The 15,472-nt window shown below is 68.0% G+C and carries 14 protein-coding genes; 7 read left to right on the top strand and 7 right to left on the bottom strand.

Annotated elements, in window-relative coordinates; translation table 11 throughout:
- Position 1: 1 nt before the first annotated feature.
- The 6 genes from F0344_RS26200 to F0344_RS26175 all read right to left on the bottom strand — a co-directional run bounded on the left by F0344_RS26200 (position 2) and on the right by F0344_RS26175 (position 7,495).
- Positions 2 to 1,144 carry a restriction endonuclease subunit S gene (locus F0344_RS26200; RefSeq protein WP_185301107.1) on the bottom strand — a complete coding sequence of 381 codons (1,143 nt, stop codon included), beginning with the start codon at positions 1,142 to 1,144 and terminating at the stop codon, positions 2 to 4.
- Positions 1,134 to 2,651: a type I restriction-modification system subunit M gene (locus F0344_RS26195; RefSeq protein WP_185301106.1), complete on the bottom strand. Its 1,518-nt coding sequence runs from the start codon at positions 2,649 to 2,651 to the stop codon at positions 1,134 to 1,136. Before F0344_RS26195 ends, F0344_RS26200 begins: the two co-directional genes overlap by 11 nt.
- 1 nt (position 2,652) lies before the next feature.
- On the bottom strand, positions 2,653 to 3,570 hold the full coding sequence (locus F0344_RS26190) for a nucleotidyl transferase AbiEii/AbiGii toxin family protein (protein WP_258050123.1): 918 nt from the start codon (positions 3,568 to 3,570) through the stop codon (positions 2,653 to 2,655).
- Positions 3,567 to 4,166, bottom strand: coding sequence for a type IV toxin-antitoxin system AbiEi family antitoxin domain-containing protein (locus F0344_RS26185; RefSeq protein WP_185301105.1), 600 nt, complete (start codon positions 4,164 to 4,166; stop codon positions 3,567 to 3,569). The genes F0344_RS26190 and F0344_RS26185 overlap by 4 nt, the downstream gene beginning before the upstream one ends.
- Before the next feature lie 85 nt (positions 4,167 to 4,251).
- Entirely contained in the window at positions 4,252 to 6,762 is a 2,511-nt protein-coding gene (gene hsdR, locus F0344_RS26180) for an EcoAI/FtnUII family type I restriction enzme subunit R (protein ID WP_185301104.1), read from the bottom strand.
- A gap of 46 nt (positions 6,763 to 6,808) precedes the next feature.
- On the bottom strand, positions 6,809 to 7,495 hold the full coding sequence (locus tag F0344_RS26175) for a pirin family protein (protein WP_185302897.1): 687 nt from the start codon (positions 7,493 to 7,495) through the stop codon (positions 6,809 to 6,811).
- A 96-nt stretch (positions 7,496 to 7,591) separates the two neighbouring features.
- Between F0344_RS26175 and F0344_RS26170 the strand changes: the two genes are divergently transcribed.
- The 5 genes from F0344_RS26170 to fabF all read left to right on the top strand — a co-directional run bounded on the left by F0344_RS26170 (position 7,592) and on the right by fabF (position 12,461).
- Complete coding sequence (locus tag F0344_RS26170) at positions 7,592 to 8,791, top strand: PucR family transcriptional regulator (protein WP_185301103.1); 1,200 nt, start codon at positions 7,592 to 7,594, stop codon at positions 8,789 to 8,791.
- An 89-nt stretch (positions 8,792 to 8,880) separates the two neighbouring features.
- Entirely contained in the window at positions 8,881 to 9,795 is a 915-nt protein-coding gene (locus tag F0344_RS26165; protein ID WP_185301102.1) for an ACP S-malonyltransferase, read from the top strand.
- A gap of 13 nt (positions 9,796 to 9,808) precedes the next feature.
- Positions 9,809 to 10,810 (top strand): ketoacyl-ACP synthase III, encoded by a 1,002-nt coding sequence (locus tag F0344_RS26160; protein WP_185301101.1) that lies wholly within the window; start codon positions 9,809 to 9,811, stop codon positions 10,808 to 10,810.
- Between the two features lie 60 nt (positions 10,811 to 10,870).
- A complete protein-coding gene (locus F0344_RS26155; RefSeq protein WP_185301100.1) occupies positions 10,871 to 11,119 on the top strand; it encodes an acyl carrier protein in 249 nt (82 codons plus the stop codon).
- A gap of 79 nt (positions 11,120 to 11,198) precedes the next feature.
- On the top strand, positions 11,199 to 12,461 hold the full coding sequence (gene fabF / locus F0344_RS26150) for a beta-ketoacyl-ACP synthase II (RefSeq protein ID WP_185301099.1): 1,263 nt from the start codon (positions 11,199 to 11,201) through the stop codon (positions 12,459 to 12,461).
- Positions 12,462 to 12,648: 187 nt separating this feature from the next.
- Here the strand turns inward: fabF and F0344_RS26145 are convergent, their stop codons facing one another.
- Complete coding sequence (locus F0344_RS26145) at positions 12,649 to 13,143, bottom strand: DUF3145 domain-containing protein (protein ID WP_185301098.1); 495 nt, start codon at positions 13,141 to 13,143, stop codon at positions 12,649 to 12,651.
- A gap of 371 nt (positions 13,144 to 13,514) precedes the next feature.
- Between F0344_RS26145 and F0344_RS26140 the strand changes: the two genes are divergently transcribed.
- Positions 13,515 to 14,432, top strand: a complete 918-nt coding sequence (locus F0344_RS26140) for an SGNH/GDSL hydrolase family protein (RefSeq protein WP_185301097.1) — start codon at positions 13,515 to 13,517, stop codon at positions 14,430 to 14,432.
- 11 nt (positions 14,433 to 14,443) lie between these two features.
- A complete protein-coding gene (locus F0344_RS26135; protein ID WP_185301096.1) occupies positions 14,444 to 15,466 on the top strand; it encodes an aldose epimerase family protein in 1,023 nt (340 codons plus the stop codon).
- The last annotated feature ends 6 nt before the right edge of the window (positions 15,467 to 15,472 follow it).

The following is a 15,472-nucleotide window of genomic DNA, read 5'->3' as shown; positions in this document are numbered from 1 at the left end:
GCTACAGCCGCCCAGAGAAAGCAGCATCGAGTAGCGCCGGCCGCACAGCCGAAGCCGCAGGAGCGGCATAGGCGCCTGCAAGCTTCATGGCAAGTCGATCGATTGCCAAAGCAATACGGTCCTGCACATCGCGCGGCGGCAGCGGAATTTCGATCCCCTCAAACTTCTTGATGCCCAGGGTCCGATTCCTGGCCATAGCGCCGGGAGAACACGCAGAGATCTGCGCCAGACCAGGTCGACTCAAGAAATAGTGACGGAGATAACTGACGTTAACTCGCTCCCCAGTGGGAACGTACGGAAGAAATCTCTGCGAAGCGATGAACTCTCGCTCGGATTCCGTCGTGACGCCAATCGCCCCCTCCCAGGCCATGATGTTGTTGAAGACAATGGCCCCTACCGGAAATGTGTAGTACTTAAGCTTACTGAGCTCACTCCCGGGAACCGGCTCATAATGTATGATCCCTTTACCAAAGGATCGCATCCCGATAGCCCTGTACGGCGCATCGAGATCAACATCAATCTCATCACGGACTAGCTCAAGGACCTCGCCCGCCCAAACTCTCTCCAAGTTCGCATTCAGCGCGGAGCTGATCAGCGACTCGTGAAGCTCTTTCTGGATCCGCGTCATGTGATCACGAAGCGCCAAAACACCGCCGATTCGCTGCATCCCTGTGTCGAGCTTGTCGGCAACGCGGCGCTGCTCGGTCAGGTCGGGCAACAGAACCTTCGCGTTCTCAAAGTTCTTTGGTGAAACGGTTTGGTTCCGTGTAACGGTCCCCGTCGAGACCGACTTAATGAGAGCCTTCCCTGCTTCACTCTGGAAGAAGTAGTTCAGATAGCGAAGGTCAACCTTCCCGGTCGGTCGGTAGCTAAGGAATCGAGCCGACCCTACAAACCCCTTTTCCCTCTCGCTTGAAACAGCAATGGCTCCCTCCCAAGCCATGATGTTACTCACGACAATTCGACCTGGATGCACTTCGAAGTACTTGAGCTTGCTCAACTCACTGCCCAGGCAAGGATCTCGATGGAAGATCCCGTTCCCAAACGACCTGATACCGATCTGCCGGTACTGCGCCTCGGTATCCACATCAACTGCGATCCGCTCCAGCTGAAGCACGTCGCCAAGGCGAACATCACTCTGCACTGCTGCTCACCCCCAGCCCTTTACGCAGCTCTTCCAGCTGGTTCAGGATCTCCGTCTCCGTTTTCACTAGCTCGTCCACCAGTTCTTCCGGCGTCCGATGTGCCAACTCATCACCCACGTGCGGGTTGGCGATGTCCAGGTTGAAGCCGGAGGCGATGATGTCCGATGCCGGGATGGCCCACGCTTGCTCTCCCGCTTCCCGCCCTTCGCGCTCCTTGCCGCCCCACCAATCCACGCACGGCTGGTACTCCTCGATCCGCATCGGCTTCGTCTTCGTGTAGCCCCGGCGACCATCCGGCAACGGAACCTCGTAGAACCAGACGTCCTTCGTCGGACCGGTCTTCTCGAAGAAGAGGATGTTGGACGGGATCTGGGTGTACGGCGCGAAGACGCCCTGCGGGAGACGGACAACCGTGTGAAGGTTGCAGTCCTTCATCAGCTTCTTCTTGATCTTCGCGCCGATGGAGTTCTCTCCCGTCGCGAACAGACTGCCGTTGGGTAGAACGATCGCGCACCGCCCACCCAGCTTGAGCTGGTCGAGGATCGAGTACAGGAAGAGCCAGGCCGTCTCCTGGGTCCGGAAGCCGTCGGGGAATGCCTTGACGACCGTCGATTCCTCCTCGCCGCCGAAGGGCGGGTTGGTAAGGACCACGTCCACCTTGTCGGCGGCGTTGGAGGTCCGCATTTCCAGGAGCGAGTTGGCACGCCGGACCTGCGGCGCGTCAATACCGTGCAACAGCAGGTTCATCGAGCCAAGCAGATACGGCAGCGGCTTCTTCTCGATGCCGCGGATGTCCGCGAGCAGCCGCCTGCGCTGGGTGTTCGTCTTGACCTGGCCCTTCAGCTCCTCGTACGCCTGGACCAGGAACCCTCCCGTGCCGCTCGCCGGGTCGAGAATCGACTCGCCTAGTTCGAGGAAGGACTGCTGGACCATGAAGCGGTTGACCGGGCGCGGGGTGTAGAACTCACCCGAGTCGCCGGCGGCGTCGCGCATCTCCTTGAGGATCGACTCGTAGACGAACGCCATCGTGTGGATGTCGTCGGTCGAGACGAAGTGGATCTGGTTGACGATGTCGACCAGCTCCCGCAGCAACGTGCCGGACTGCATGCGGTTGACGACGTCCTTGAAGATGGTCGAGATGACGTTGCGCGGGTCCTCCGCGTCGTCGCCGACCAGCCCGGCCAGGTGCGGGATGAGCTTCTCGTTGACGAACGACTTCAGCTCGTCACCACTGTGGTCCCGGTCGGTCGCCCAGTCCTCCCAGCGGTACGGCTCCTCGATGGCCCGCCGGTAGCCGTCCGGGTCCAGCGCCTCGCCCTCCTGCTCGACGCGCTCGTCGAACGCCTTGAGGAAGAGCAGCCAGGACAGCTGCGGCAGCCGGTCCAGGTCACCGTTCATCCCGGCGTCCTTGCGCATCGTGTCGCGCGCGGACTTGATCAGAGACGCGAGGCGTGTCCGTGAGGTGCCGGGGGACTTCTCCGCCGTTTTCTTCTTGGTCGCTGCCATGTCAGCTCAGCCGGTCTTTCTGTTCGGGTCGAGAAGAAATATGTAGTTCGTCGGCGAGCGCCACCGCCCACAGCTCTCGCACCAGTGCGAGGGCCGCTTCAAGCGTCGGCGGGATCTCTGTCGTCAGTTCCCGCGCCAGTTCCGGGTAGCTTTCGCGCCAGCGGGGTGGCGGATCCGGGAGTTCGTCCGGGACCTCGTGTGTGGCGCGTACCGCGAAGACATGCCGTACGACCTCCGCGAGTGCTGCATCGCCCACCAGGCCGTTCTCGGCCAGCAGCACGAGGTCCACCAGGTCCTTGACCCTCGTATTGGGGCGGTTGCCGTAGTCACGGGTGAAAGCGTGCAGCTTCTCCGCGAAGTGCTGACGGCGGTCGACGGCTTCTATCGCACGCTGCGGCGTCCCCGCGAAATCAAGGGTGTTGGGAAGCGGGATGCGTTCCGTGCAGGCAATCTCCTCGCCCCGGTCCACCACGTCCACCCGGACTCCGGCGAACAGCTTCCCCGCAAGGTGGGCCTCGACGGAGAATCGCCAGCCACCCCGCCCAGCCGTATCGGCCTTCAACGGGACAGGCGCACCGACACGGAAACGGAAGCCGTCGCCGTCCAGGTCGACCGCCATGGCATCGATCAGCAGCTCACGCACCTCGCTCCCTTCCGCCTCCGAACCGTCCTCGGGCCGCAGCGCCAGGTCCAGGTCCTTGGTGGTACGGGCACGTCCGGTGAGCCGGAACTCCATCACCGCCCCGCCCTTCAGGACCCAGCCGCCGGCCGGGTCCTCCGCAAGGCGTGCCGCCATGCGGTCGAAGACGACGAGGCGCCGACGACGGGCAAGGTCGGTGCCGGTCCGGTCGGCCTCCTGCTTCAGCCGGGCCTCCAGCGCGCGGCGCAGGGCCGTCGCATCACCGTAGCGGCCGGTCACGACACCGTCCCGAGCGCTCGCTCCACGCCCAGTTCCGCACGCGAGCCCAGAAGCTGTGCGGCATGCAGCAGCTTCCGCCGGGTCACGATGCCCCGCTCCAGCGCCTCGGAGACAGCCCCGTCAAGGACGTCCTGGTCGTCACCGCTTGCCGCGCACTCCACGAGCGCACGGAGCGGGGTCGTCACCCGGTACCCCATCCGGTCCGCCACGTCCGGCTCGGCCAGTTCCGCGCGGTGCAGGATCACCGCGTCCGACTTCTGCCGGAAGCCGCGCCCCACTGTGAGATGGATGCGGGACGGGTTGGCCGTGCCGAGGTCATGGACCGCGAGGGCGGTGGCGTGCGAAACCACCGCCCGTCCTTTGCTCCACAGCGACCAGCGCACCAGCTGTTCGTCGCCTTCGCCCGGCAGGTCCGAGAACTCCCGGAAGCGGTAGAGTGCCCGGTCCACCACCAGCCAGTTGCCATGCTGGGCGTGGTAGCGCTGAGCCTGGTACGAGTACCCGGCATCCAGCGCCTGCGCGGCGGTGAAGTAACCGCGCTGACCGGCGGCAGTCCGCCAGAGGGCTGCGCGGCTGTCCGTACGGTCTCTGAGCACGGCTCTACCCTAGCACCGTCATGAAACTCAAAGACTGCTTTAGTTTTACGACTAACGTTCGCACAGAACTAAAGCAGTCTTACAGTTACACAACATTCAGGAGTCGAGTCGCCAGCTGGTCGATCGCCTCGTGTGCCTGCCGGGGTCCACCGAACCGCGCCGCCAGGTCCACCACCCGGCCCATCGAGTCGAACGGCGGCACCTTCAGTGTGTCCACCTTCAGCTGCGGCGAGCCCGCCTCGGCGAACTTCACCAGCATCGCCTCCAGTACCTCACGCGCCCGCTCCCCGAAGGAGTCCATGAACTCCTCCTGCTCCCGGCGGAACCAGGTCAGCCGCTCGTCCCGGCTCACCACGGCAAGCCCCTCCCAGGCCGCACTGACCAGCAGGTCCACCGGGTCCACGTCGGGCTTGCCCAGCTCCTCCGGCAGCTCCTCCACGTCGATGTCGGCTTCCCGCAGGGCCTCCATCAGCACGGCACGGCTCTTGGCCCTCGCCCACTGCGTACGCAACTGTGCCGGGTCCAGGTCCAGTTCGAGCACCTGGTTGTGCACCCACTGCTCGACGCTCACCAGCGTCATGGTCACACCGTCGTCAGCAAGCTGATAGCGCCGCTCGCCCAACTTGTAGACGTCGACACCACGCACCCGATAGCGCTTGCCCCGCGCCTGGATGCGATCGACCTCGTCCTGGTCGGTCACCGTGTCACCGTCGTCCCCGACCGGGTCGAACGAGCCGCCGTCCTGCTCCTCGTACTCGGCCTGCGGCTCGGCGACCGACTCCCCCTCCTCGGCACCGGCCTCCCCGGCCGTCGGAGTGATGTCCTCGACATCCACCAGCTCGCCCTGCTCGTCGGCCGTTTCCTGGAGCAACTTCAGCGGCGGGCCGTCGAATGCCTTGTCCTCGAAGAGGCGGGTCGCCTCCACGAAGTCGATGATGTCGAAGGACTCCTTGCCGATCTCCGGACACAGTCGGGTGCCGCGCCCGATGACCTGCTTGAACTCGGGCATGGAGGCCATCCGCCGGAACAGCACCACGTTCCGCACCGCGGGCAGATCCACACCTGTTGACAGCAGCTTGGACGTCACCGCGATGACGGGCTGGCTGGAGTCGGCCTTGCGGAACTCCTCCAGGGACTCCCCGACATGCGGCGCGTCCGCGCTGGTGATCCGCTTGACGAAGTCCGGAAGTACGGCGACCTCCTCGGAGGCGATGTTGTGCAGGGCGGTCCGCATCCGGCCGGCGTGGTCGTTGTTCTCGCAGAAGACGAGCGTCTTGCCCAATCGTCCGTCCTCGGCGTTCTTGCGGAGGTAGTCGATGAGGTAGTGCGCCGCTGCCTCGGTCCGCTCCAGGATCACCATGACCCGCTCGAACTCCTTGGGCCCGTAGAGATCGTCGGGGATCTCCCGGCCGTAGACATCCTTCTTGCCCGGCTCGGGCCGGTAGCCCCCCACGTCCACGTTCAGCCGGACTCTGCGCACCCGGTAGGGCGAGAGGAAGCCGTCCTCGATACCGTCCCTGAGCGAGTACGAATAGACGGGGTTGCCGAAGTAATCCAGCGTGTCGGTCTTCTTCTTCCCGTCCCTGACCGGGGTGGCGGTCAGCCCGATCTGCACGGCGGGTTCGAAGTGCTCCAGCACCTTGCGCCACCGCGAGTCGCTGCTCGCACTGCCCCGGTGGCACTCGTCGACGATGACGAGATCGAAGTAGTCCGGCGGATACTCCCGGAACAGCTCGGCCTGCGCCTCCCCCTGCTCCAGGGACTGGTAGAGCGCGAAGTAGATCTTCCGTCCGCGCTTGGCCTCACCGCCACCGATCTTGTGGACGTCGTCCTCTCCGAACACCGGCAGGAAGTAGCGGTCCTTGGGGTCGTCGATCAGCATGTTGCGGTCGGCGAGGTAGAGCACCCGGGGCTTGCGTCCGCCGAACGCGCCCGGGGACTTGGAAAGCCTGGCGACCAGCTGGAGGGCGAGCATGGTCTTGCCCGTCCCCGTAGCCAGCACCAGCAGGATGCGGCGCTCGTCACGCGCAAGCGCCGCGAGCGCCCGGGTGATGGCGACCCGCTGGTAATAGCGCGGACGCTTCACCGAGTTGTCGGTATTGCGGAGGGTGTAGTCGTACGGTGCCGACATCAGCTCCTCGCCCGCCGCCGTGCCACGAACCCCCTGATCGCTCAGAAAACGCGCCCACAGGACGGCGGGCGACGGGAACTGGTCTATGGAGCGGATCGCGGGCTTGTCGCCACTGAAGTCGATCTCCACAATGCTTCGTCCATTGGTGGCGTACGCGAAGGACAGACCCAGTTTGCGTGCGTACCGCCGTGCCTGCTCGACGCCGTTCTCCTCGCTGAGCCGGTAGCGCTTGGCTTCCACGACGGCGATCGGCACATCGGGGACGTACTCCAGCACGTAGTCGGCTGCGAGCGATGCCCCGCGCTTGTGACGCCTGCGGGTCGGCACCAGCCGACCGTCGTTGATCCGGTACTGCGGACGGATCTGCTTCTCGCTCCACCCCGCAGCGCGCAACGCTGGGAGGACGAACCGCTTACACGTCTCGTCCTCGTTCATCTTGTATGCGTCGATCCCGTCAATCCCCATGCGTACAGGTGTACTTCATGGGACGGGACTGACAACGGGAGGCGACCTACAGATTTCCGCCCACTCTGGCGGCGCCGAGCTCCCAGAGGAGTAGCTGGGCGGGCGTGACGGCCAGCACGTCGAGACCCTCCGAGCCCGTGATCCGCGCCGAGTCGCCGGGGCCCAGATCCTCGCCCCCGATCCGTACGTCGCCCTTCACCACGTGTACGTACACCCCCGCCGCGTCCGGGACCGCCGCGCGCTCCCCCTCGGCAAGCCTGCGGACGTGCAGCATCGCGCCGGCGGCGGGGAGCTCGTAGGGGGTGGAGTCGGCCATGCCGCGGACGACCGTGTACGAGGGTTCGCCTCCCGGCGACAGGGGCGCCAGCCACATCTGAAGGAACGTCAGCGGGTCCTCGCCGTCGTTGCGCTCGACGTGACGGACCCCGGCCGCCGCGCTGAGGTGCTGGAGGTCACCGGCCCTGACGACGGTCGCGTGGCCCGCCGAGTCGCGGTGGGTGAGCTCGCCCCGCACCACCCAGGTGACGATTTCGGTGTGGCTGTGCGGATGTTCGCCGAAGCCCGCACCGGGGGCGAGACGCTCCTCGTTGCAGGCCAGAACCGGACCGAACCGCAGATTGTCCGGGTCGTAGAACCGCCCGAAGGAGAAGGCGTGCAGCGTCTCGATGCCCGCGGATACTCCCGGGGCCGGGTCCCCTCCGCGGAAGCGGTCGCCGGAGCGGCGTACGTCCATCACGCGCCCACGTTAGCCCTGCCGGGCCGGTGACCGCAGCGGTCCCGTGCGCCCCGCCCCTCCGTCCCTGTGCCCCGATAAGGCAGTCTTGTGTACGTGCCCCGACCCGATCCTGAGCAGCCCGCTGCGAACAAAGCCCATCTGCATGCCGCGACGCTGAAGCGGCTGGAGCAGTCCTCCGGCCGGCTGGCCGCGAACGCGATCGCCCGCATGGACGAGACGCTGCCGTGGTACCGGGCGATGCCACCGGAGAACCGGTCCTGGATCGGCCTGGTCGCCCAGGCGGGTATCGCGGCCTTCACGGAGTGGTTCCGGCATCCGGAGACCCCGCAGGCCATCTCCACCGATGTGTTCGGCACCGCCCCCCGAGAGCTGACCAGGGCCATCACCCTGCGCCAGACCGTCGAGATGGTGCGGACGACGATCGAGGTCATGGAGACCGCGATCGAGGAGGTCGCGGCGCCCGGCGACGAATCGGTCCTTCGTGAGGCACTGCTCGTCTACGCCCGGGAGATCGCCTTCGCGACCGCCCAGGTGTACGCACAGGCGGCGGAGGCGCGCGGCGCGTGGGACGCCCGGCTGGAATCGCTCGTGGTCAACGCGGTGCTGTCCGGCGAGGCCGACGAGGGTGCCGTGTCCAGGGCCGCGGCACTGGGCTGGAGCTCCCCCGAGCACGTCTGCGTGGTCCTCGGCACCGCTCCCGACGGCGACAGCGAGCTGACCGTCGAGGCGATCCGCCGGGCCGCCCGGCACGCGAAGCTCCAGGTCCTCACCGGAGTCCTCGGCAACCGTCTGGTCGTCATCGCGGGCGGCAGTGACAACCCCCTGCGCGTCGCCAAGGCGCTGATCGGCCCCTACGCGGCCGGCCCTGTCGTCGCCGGGCCCGTGGTGCCCGACCTGCTGGCGGCCACCCGGTCCGCACAGGCGGCCGCAGCGGGACTCAAGGCGTGTTCAGCCTGGCAGGACGCGCCGCGTCCCGTACTCTCGGACGATCTTCTTCCGGAACGCGCGATGGCGGGGGACCCCGCCGCACGGGACCAGTTGGTGGAGGAGATCTACAGACCGCTCGAAGAAGCGGGTTCGGCCCTCCTGGAGACGTTGAGTGTGTACTTGGAACAGGCGAGCAGCCTCGAAGGCGCCGCCCGAATGCTGTTCGTGCACCCCAACACCGTGCGCTACCGGCTGCGACGTGTGACGGACGTCACCGGGTGGTCACCCTCCGATGTGCGGTCCGCTTTCACACTGCGGATCGCACTGATCCTGGGGCGCTTGGCCGCCGGAGATCCTCAGTCCTAGACTTTTGTCGGACTTCAACAATTCCCCCGACGGTTCTTCGTCCCTGTCCCCACGGGCGTCCGGGACCGTCCACAAGAGAGAGTGTGAGGGTGCTCGTACTCGTCGCTCCCGGCCAAGGCGCTCAGACGCCCGGCTTCCTGACTCCCTGGCTCGACCTCCCCGGTGCCACCGACCGCATCGCGGCCTGGTCCGACGCCATCGGGCTCGACCTTGCCCATTACGGCACGCAGGCCGACGCGGACGAGATCCGTGACACGGCGGTGGCCCAGCCGCTGCTCGTGGCCGCGGGCCTGCTGTCGGCCGCGGCGCTCGACGCCTCGCCCGGCGTCGTCGCGGGTCACAGTGTCGGTGAGATCACCGCCGCCGCCCTCGCCGGTGTCATCGGTGACGAAGCCGCGCTCCGTCTCGTGCGCACCCGCGGTCTCGGCATGGCCGAGGCCGCAGCGGTCACCGAGACCGGCATGGCCGCGCTGCTCGGCGGCGACCACGACGTATCGGTCGCGCACCTGGAGAAGCTGGGCCTGACCCCGGCCAACGTCAACGGTGGCGGCCAGATCGTCGCCGCCGGCACCACCGCGCAGATCGCCGCGCTGGTCGCGGACAAGCCCGAAGGCGTACGCCGTGTCGTGCCGCTCCAGGTGGCGGGCGCGTTCCACACGCACCACATGGCTCCGGCCGTGGAGAAGCTGCGGGTGGCCGCCGCGGATCTGACCGTCACCGACCCCGCCGTGACGTACGTGTCGAACGCCGACGGCAGGACCGTCGCCACCGGCACCGAGATCATCGCCCGGCTGGTCGGCCAGGTCGCCAACCCCGTGCGCTGGGACCTGTGCATGGAGACGTTCCAGCGGCTCGGGGTCACGGCACTGATCGAGGTCTGCCCCGGCGGTACCCTCACCGGTCTCGCCAAGCGCGCGCTGCCCGGTGTGAAGACGCTGGCGCTCAAGACCCCCGACGACCTCGACGCGGCCCGCGCGCTCATCCTCGAGCACGCGGGTGTCTAAGGAGCCCGAGAGCATGTCGAAGATCAAGCCCAGCAAGGGCGCCCCGTACGCACGCATCATGGGTGTCGGCGGTTACCGGCCGACCCGTGTCGTGCCCAACGAGGTGATCCTCGAGACGATCGACTCGTCCGACGAGTGGATCCGTTCGCGCTCCGGCATCGTCACCCGGCACTGGGCCTCCGACGAGGAGACCGTGTCCACGATGTCCATCGAGGCGTCGGGCAAGGCGATCGCCGACGCCGGGATCACGCCCGAGCAGATCGGCGGAGTGATCGTCTCCACCGTCTCGCACTTCAAGCAGACCCCGGCCGTCGCGACCGAGATCGCCCACAAGATCGGTGCGGGCAAGCCCGCCGCCTTCGACATCTCCGCCGGCTGCGCGGGCTTCGGCTACGGCCTGACGCTCGCCAAGGGCATGATCGTCGAGGGCTCGGCCGAGTACGTCCTCGTGATCGGCGTCGAGCGGCTGAGCGACCTCACCGACCTGGAGGACCGCGCGACGGCCTTCCTGTTCGGTGACGGCGCCGGCGCGGTCGTCGTCGGCCCCTCCGAGGTACCGGCGATGGGCCCGACCGTCTGGGGCTCCGAGGGCGACAAGTCCGACACGATCAAGCAGACCGTGCCGTGGGACGAATTCCACACCGACCGTCCGGAGAAGTTCCCCGCCATCACGCAGGAGGGCCAGGCGGTCTTCCGCTGGGCCGTCTTCGAGATGGCGAAGATCGCCCAGCAGGCGCTGGAGGCGGCCGGGATCACCGTGGACGACCTGGATGTCTTCATTCCGCACCAGGCCAACATGCGGATCATCGACTCGATGGTGAAGACCCTGAAGCTGCCGGAGCACGTCACGGTCGCCCGTGACGTGGAGACCACCGGCAATACGTCCGCCGCCTCGATCCCGCTCGCAATGGAGCGGCTCCTGGCGACCGGTCAGGCGAAGAGCGGCGACACCGCGCTCGTCATCGGCTTCGGGGCGGGTCTCGTCTACGCCGCGACGGTCGTTACCCTCCCCTAGTCACACCGGACCTCGGTCCGAATGCCCGAACCCTGAAGAAAACCACCGAAGGAGCGCCACATGGCCGCCACTCAGGAAGAGATCGTCACCGGTCTCGCCGAGATCGTCAACGAGATCGCCGGTATCCCGGTCGAGGACGTCCAGCTGGACAAGTCCTTCACCGACGACCTGGACGTCGACTCGCTGTCCATGGTCGAGGTCGTCGTCGCCGCCGAAGAGCGTTTCGACGTCAAGATCCCGGACGAGGACGTCAAGAACCTCAAGACCGTCGGCGACGCCGCCGGCTACATCCTGAAGAACCAGGGCTGATCCAGCCCCGGTTCGTGTGTCGCCACCCGGCGGTGGCGCCGCTGATTCACGACCCTCTACACGTGGAGAAGATTTTCCAGTGATCCCGACCAATCGCACCGTGGTCGTCACCGGTATCGGCGCAACCACTCCGCTGGGTGGCGACACCGCATCGACCTGGGAAGGCCTGATGACCGGCCGTTCCGGCGTCAAGCCCCTCGAGGGCGAGCGCTACGCGGACCTGCCCGTCCGGATCGCCGCCCTCGCGGCCGTCGACCCGGGCGATGTCCTGCCCCGTCCGCTCGCCCGCAAGCTGGACCGCTCGGCGCAGTTCGCGCTGATCGCGGCCCGTGAGGCGTGGGCCGACGCGGGTTACACCGGCAAGGCCGGGGAGGACGAGAAGGTCCGCCCCGAGCGTCTCGGTTCGGTCATCGCCTCCGGCATCGGCGGCGTGACCACCCTGCTCGACCAGTACGACGTGCTCAAGGAGAAGGGCGTACGCCGCGTCTCCCCGCACACCGTTCCCATGCTCATGCCCAACGGCCCGGCGGCCAACGTCGGCCTCGAGGTCAACGCGCAGGCCGGCGTCCACACCCCGGTGTCCGCCTGCGCTTCGGGCGCCGAGGCCATCGGGTACGCCGTCGAGATGATCCGCACCGGCCGCGCCGACGTGGTCATCGCCGGCGGTACCGAGGCGGCGATCCACCCGCTGCCGATCGCGGCGTTCGCCAACATGATGGCGATGTCCAAGAGCAACGACGAGCCCGAGAAGGCCTCGCGCCCGTACGACACGGGCCGTGACGGCTTCGTCCTCGGTGAGGGCGCGGGCGTCGTCGTCCTGGAGTCCGCGGAGCACGCCGCCGCGCGTGGCGCCCGGGTCTACTGCGAGGTGGTGGGCCAGGGTCTGTCGGCCGACTCGCACCACATCGCGCAGCCCGAGCCCACGGGCCGCGGGATCGCGACCGCGATGCAGAACCTGCTCGACGCGACGGACCTCAAGCCGGCCGAGATCGTGCACCTCAACGCGCACGCCACCTCGACCCCGCTCGGTGACGTCGCCGAGATCAAGGCCCTGCGCAAGGTCCTGGGCGACGACCTCGACCATGTCGCGATCTCCGCGACGAAGTCGATGACGGGTCACCTGCTGGGTGGCGCGGGCGGCATCGAGACCGTTGCCACGGTGCTGGCGTTGTACAAGCGTCTGGCCCCGCCGACCATCAACGTCGAGAACCTCGACGAGGCGGTGGAGGCGGATGTCGTACGCGACAAGCCGCGTGCCCTGCCCGAGGGGCCGATCGCCGCGATCAACAACTCGTTCGGCTTCGGTGGGCACAACGTGGTGCTGGCGTTCCGTTCGGTCTGATCGCGCCGTCCGCCCGTGCCGAGGCCCGCTTCCCCGATCAGGGGAGGCGGGCCTCTCGCGCTGCGCGGGCTTGTTCCCCTACCCGCCCCTTCCCGAACCTGGGGCTCCGCCCCAGACCCCGCTCCTCAAACGCCGGAGGGCTGGGGGTGCGGAGGTGCGGAGGTGCGGGGGCGGAGCCCCCGAAGGCTCACACCACCTGGTGCAGCCAACGCACCGGCGCGCCCTCGCCCGCGTGCCGGAAGGACTCCAGTTCGTCGTCCCATGGCTTGCCCAGCAGCTTCGCGACCTCCGCCTCCAGGTCCGTCTCACCGCGTACGGACCGCGCGAGCGCCGCCCGCAGCCGGTCCTCGGGGATCAGGATGTCGCCGTGCATGCCGGTCACCGCGTGGAAGATGCCCAGTCCGGGCGTCGAGCTGTAGCGCTCGCCCTCGGCCGTCGCGGACGGCTCGGCCGTCACCTCGAAGCGCAGCAGATCCCAGCCCCGGAGCGCGGAGGCCAGCTCCGACGCCGTACCGGGGCGGGCCTGCCAGGAGAATTCGGACCGCCAGGTGCCGGGTGCGGCCGGCTGTCTGATCCAGTCGAGCTGAACCCGCAGGCCGAGGACTCCCGCTACCGCCCATTCGACATGCGGGCACAGCGCGCGCGGTGCGGAGTGAACGTACAGAACTCCACGTGTCGTCACCGGGACCTCCAGTGTGGGACGAAGTTCGCCTTGCCCAGCGGCCTCGTACCCGTACCGCCTCTTCCCGGTCGGCTCCCGAGGTTGTCATCAGTAAACAGCATCGGGAGTGAATCTCCTGAAAAGGGCCGGTATGTGAAAAGGTGTGACGTGCGGGAGCCACCCATGTGTACGCGGCAGGCAAAGCTCCACTGGGCCGACGGGAAGAAGCTACCGTGCGCCGGGGCCGGGCGTGTGACGTACCGTCGGTCCTGGGCCCATGATTCGCACAGCTTTCACCCGGCAGGGCGCGCGGGCCCGCCACCTGTGCCGCAGGGGTTTGCCCGAGGCATGGCCGGCGGCATGACCAGGGCTTCGACCGGAGGGGACCAGGAATGCCGGAACGTCTCGCACGCCGTCGCAGGCACGCCGGCGCAGCCGCGCTGGCAGCGCTTTCGCTCACCGGGGGCCTCACGCTCGCGGGCTGTTCCAGCGGCTCCGGAGAAGCCGAGGAACGCGGCTCCGACGGTGTGCGCCGGGCCTCCCCCGCCGCCGCGCCGCTCTGGGACCGCACACCGGCCTCGCTCGCCGCCGTCGGGGACTCGATCACCCGCGGCTTCGACGCCTGCTCGGTCCTGGCCGACTGCCCGGAGGCCTCCTGGGCCACCGGCACGGACAGCGGGGTGCGCAGCCTCGCGGTGCGGCTGCTCGGCGCCGCGAAGGCGGCCACGCACAGCTGGAACCATGCCGTTTCCGGAGCCCGGATAGCGCAGTTGCCGGAGCAGATGGCGCTGGCGGCGCGGGAGAAGCCGGAGCTGGTGACCGTGATGATCGGTGCCAACGACGCGTGCCGGGACTCGGTACGCCTCATGACCCCGGTGGCGGACTTCCGGGCCTCGTTCGAGGCGTCGATGCGGCAGCTGCGGGCCACCGCTCCCCAGGCACAGGTGTACGTGTCGAGCGTGCCGGACCTGAAGCGCCTCTGGTCGACGGGACGCACCAACGAGCTGGGCAAGCAGATCTGGAAGCTCGGGATCTGCCGGTCGATGCTGGGCGACGCGGACAACATGGACGCGGCGGCCGTGGCGCGGCGGGACACCGTGCAGAGGCGGGTGGTCGCGTTCAACGAGGTCCTCCAGGACGTCTGCGCGAAGGACCGGCGCTGCCGGTACGACGGCGGGGCAGTCTTCGACTACCGGTTCACCGGGAAGCAGCTCAGCCGGTGGGACTGGTTCCACCCGGGCCGCGACGGCCAGGCCCGGCTGGCAGAAATCGCTTACCACAATGTCACGGCCGTCGGGCCACCCGCGTAGGGTCCCTGATCATGACGACGGGTACGACGGATGCGTCGGGTACGACGGACACGCACATACACGCGGAGGACTACTCCGCCCTCGCGGACGGCACGGCCGTACGGCGCTGGACCCTGGAGCGGGACGGCACGCGGGTACGCGTGCTGACGTACGGCGGCATCGTGCAGTCGGTCGAGGTACCGGGCCGGGACGGTGTCCGGGGCCCTGTGGCACTGGGGCTGCCGGATCTCGCGGCGTACCGGGAATTCTCGGGGCCCTATTTCGGGGCTCTGGTCGGGCGGTACGCGAACCGGATCGCGGGCGCCCGGTTCGAGCTGGACGGCACGGTGCACCGGGTCACGCCGAACGAGGGTGCCAACCAGGTGCACGGCGGGCCCATGGGCTTCGACAAGCGGGTGTGGGAGGCGCGGCGGGTCCCGGACGGCGTGTGCCTCTCCCTCGTCGCCGAGGACGGCGAGGAGGGCTTCCCCGGAAGGCTCGCGGTCTCGGTGACGTACAGCCTGGACCCGGGCGGGGCCTTGCGGATCGGTTACCGGGCGACGACGGACGCGCCCACGGTGGTGAACCTGACGAACCACACGTACTGGAACCTGGCCGGTGCGGACGGGACGAGCGCGCTCGGGCACGAGCTGCGGATCGCGGCCGGGCGGATCACTCCGGTGGACGGCGCCTCGCTGCCGACCGGTGAACTCGCTCCGGTGGACGGGACCCGGTTCGACTTCCGGGAGCCGAAGGCGGTGGGCACCGGGTACGACCACAACTACGTGCTCGACGATTCACCGGCGGACGGGGTGGCGGCCGAGCTGTACGCACCGGGGTCGGGGCGGGTGCTGACGGTCCGTACGACGGAGCCCGGCATGCAGCTGTACACCGCCGACCACTTCGACGGGAAGCCGTTCGGGCCGTGTGCGGGCATCGCGCTGGAGACCCAGCACTTCCCGGACTCGCCGAACCGGCCGGAGTTCCCGAGCACGGTGCTGCGGCCGGGCGAGGAGTTCACCTCGACGACCGTGTACGGCTTCTCGGTGCGCTGAGCACGG

The organism is Streptomyces finlayi (assembly GCF_014216315.1).
Lineage (GTDB): Bacteria > Actinomycetota > Actinomycetes > Streptomycetales > Streptomycetaceae > Streptomyces > Streptomyces finlayi_A.
Note: the sequence above shows the minus strand (reverse complement) of the source record. Positions and strands in the feature narration are given on the sequence as shown.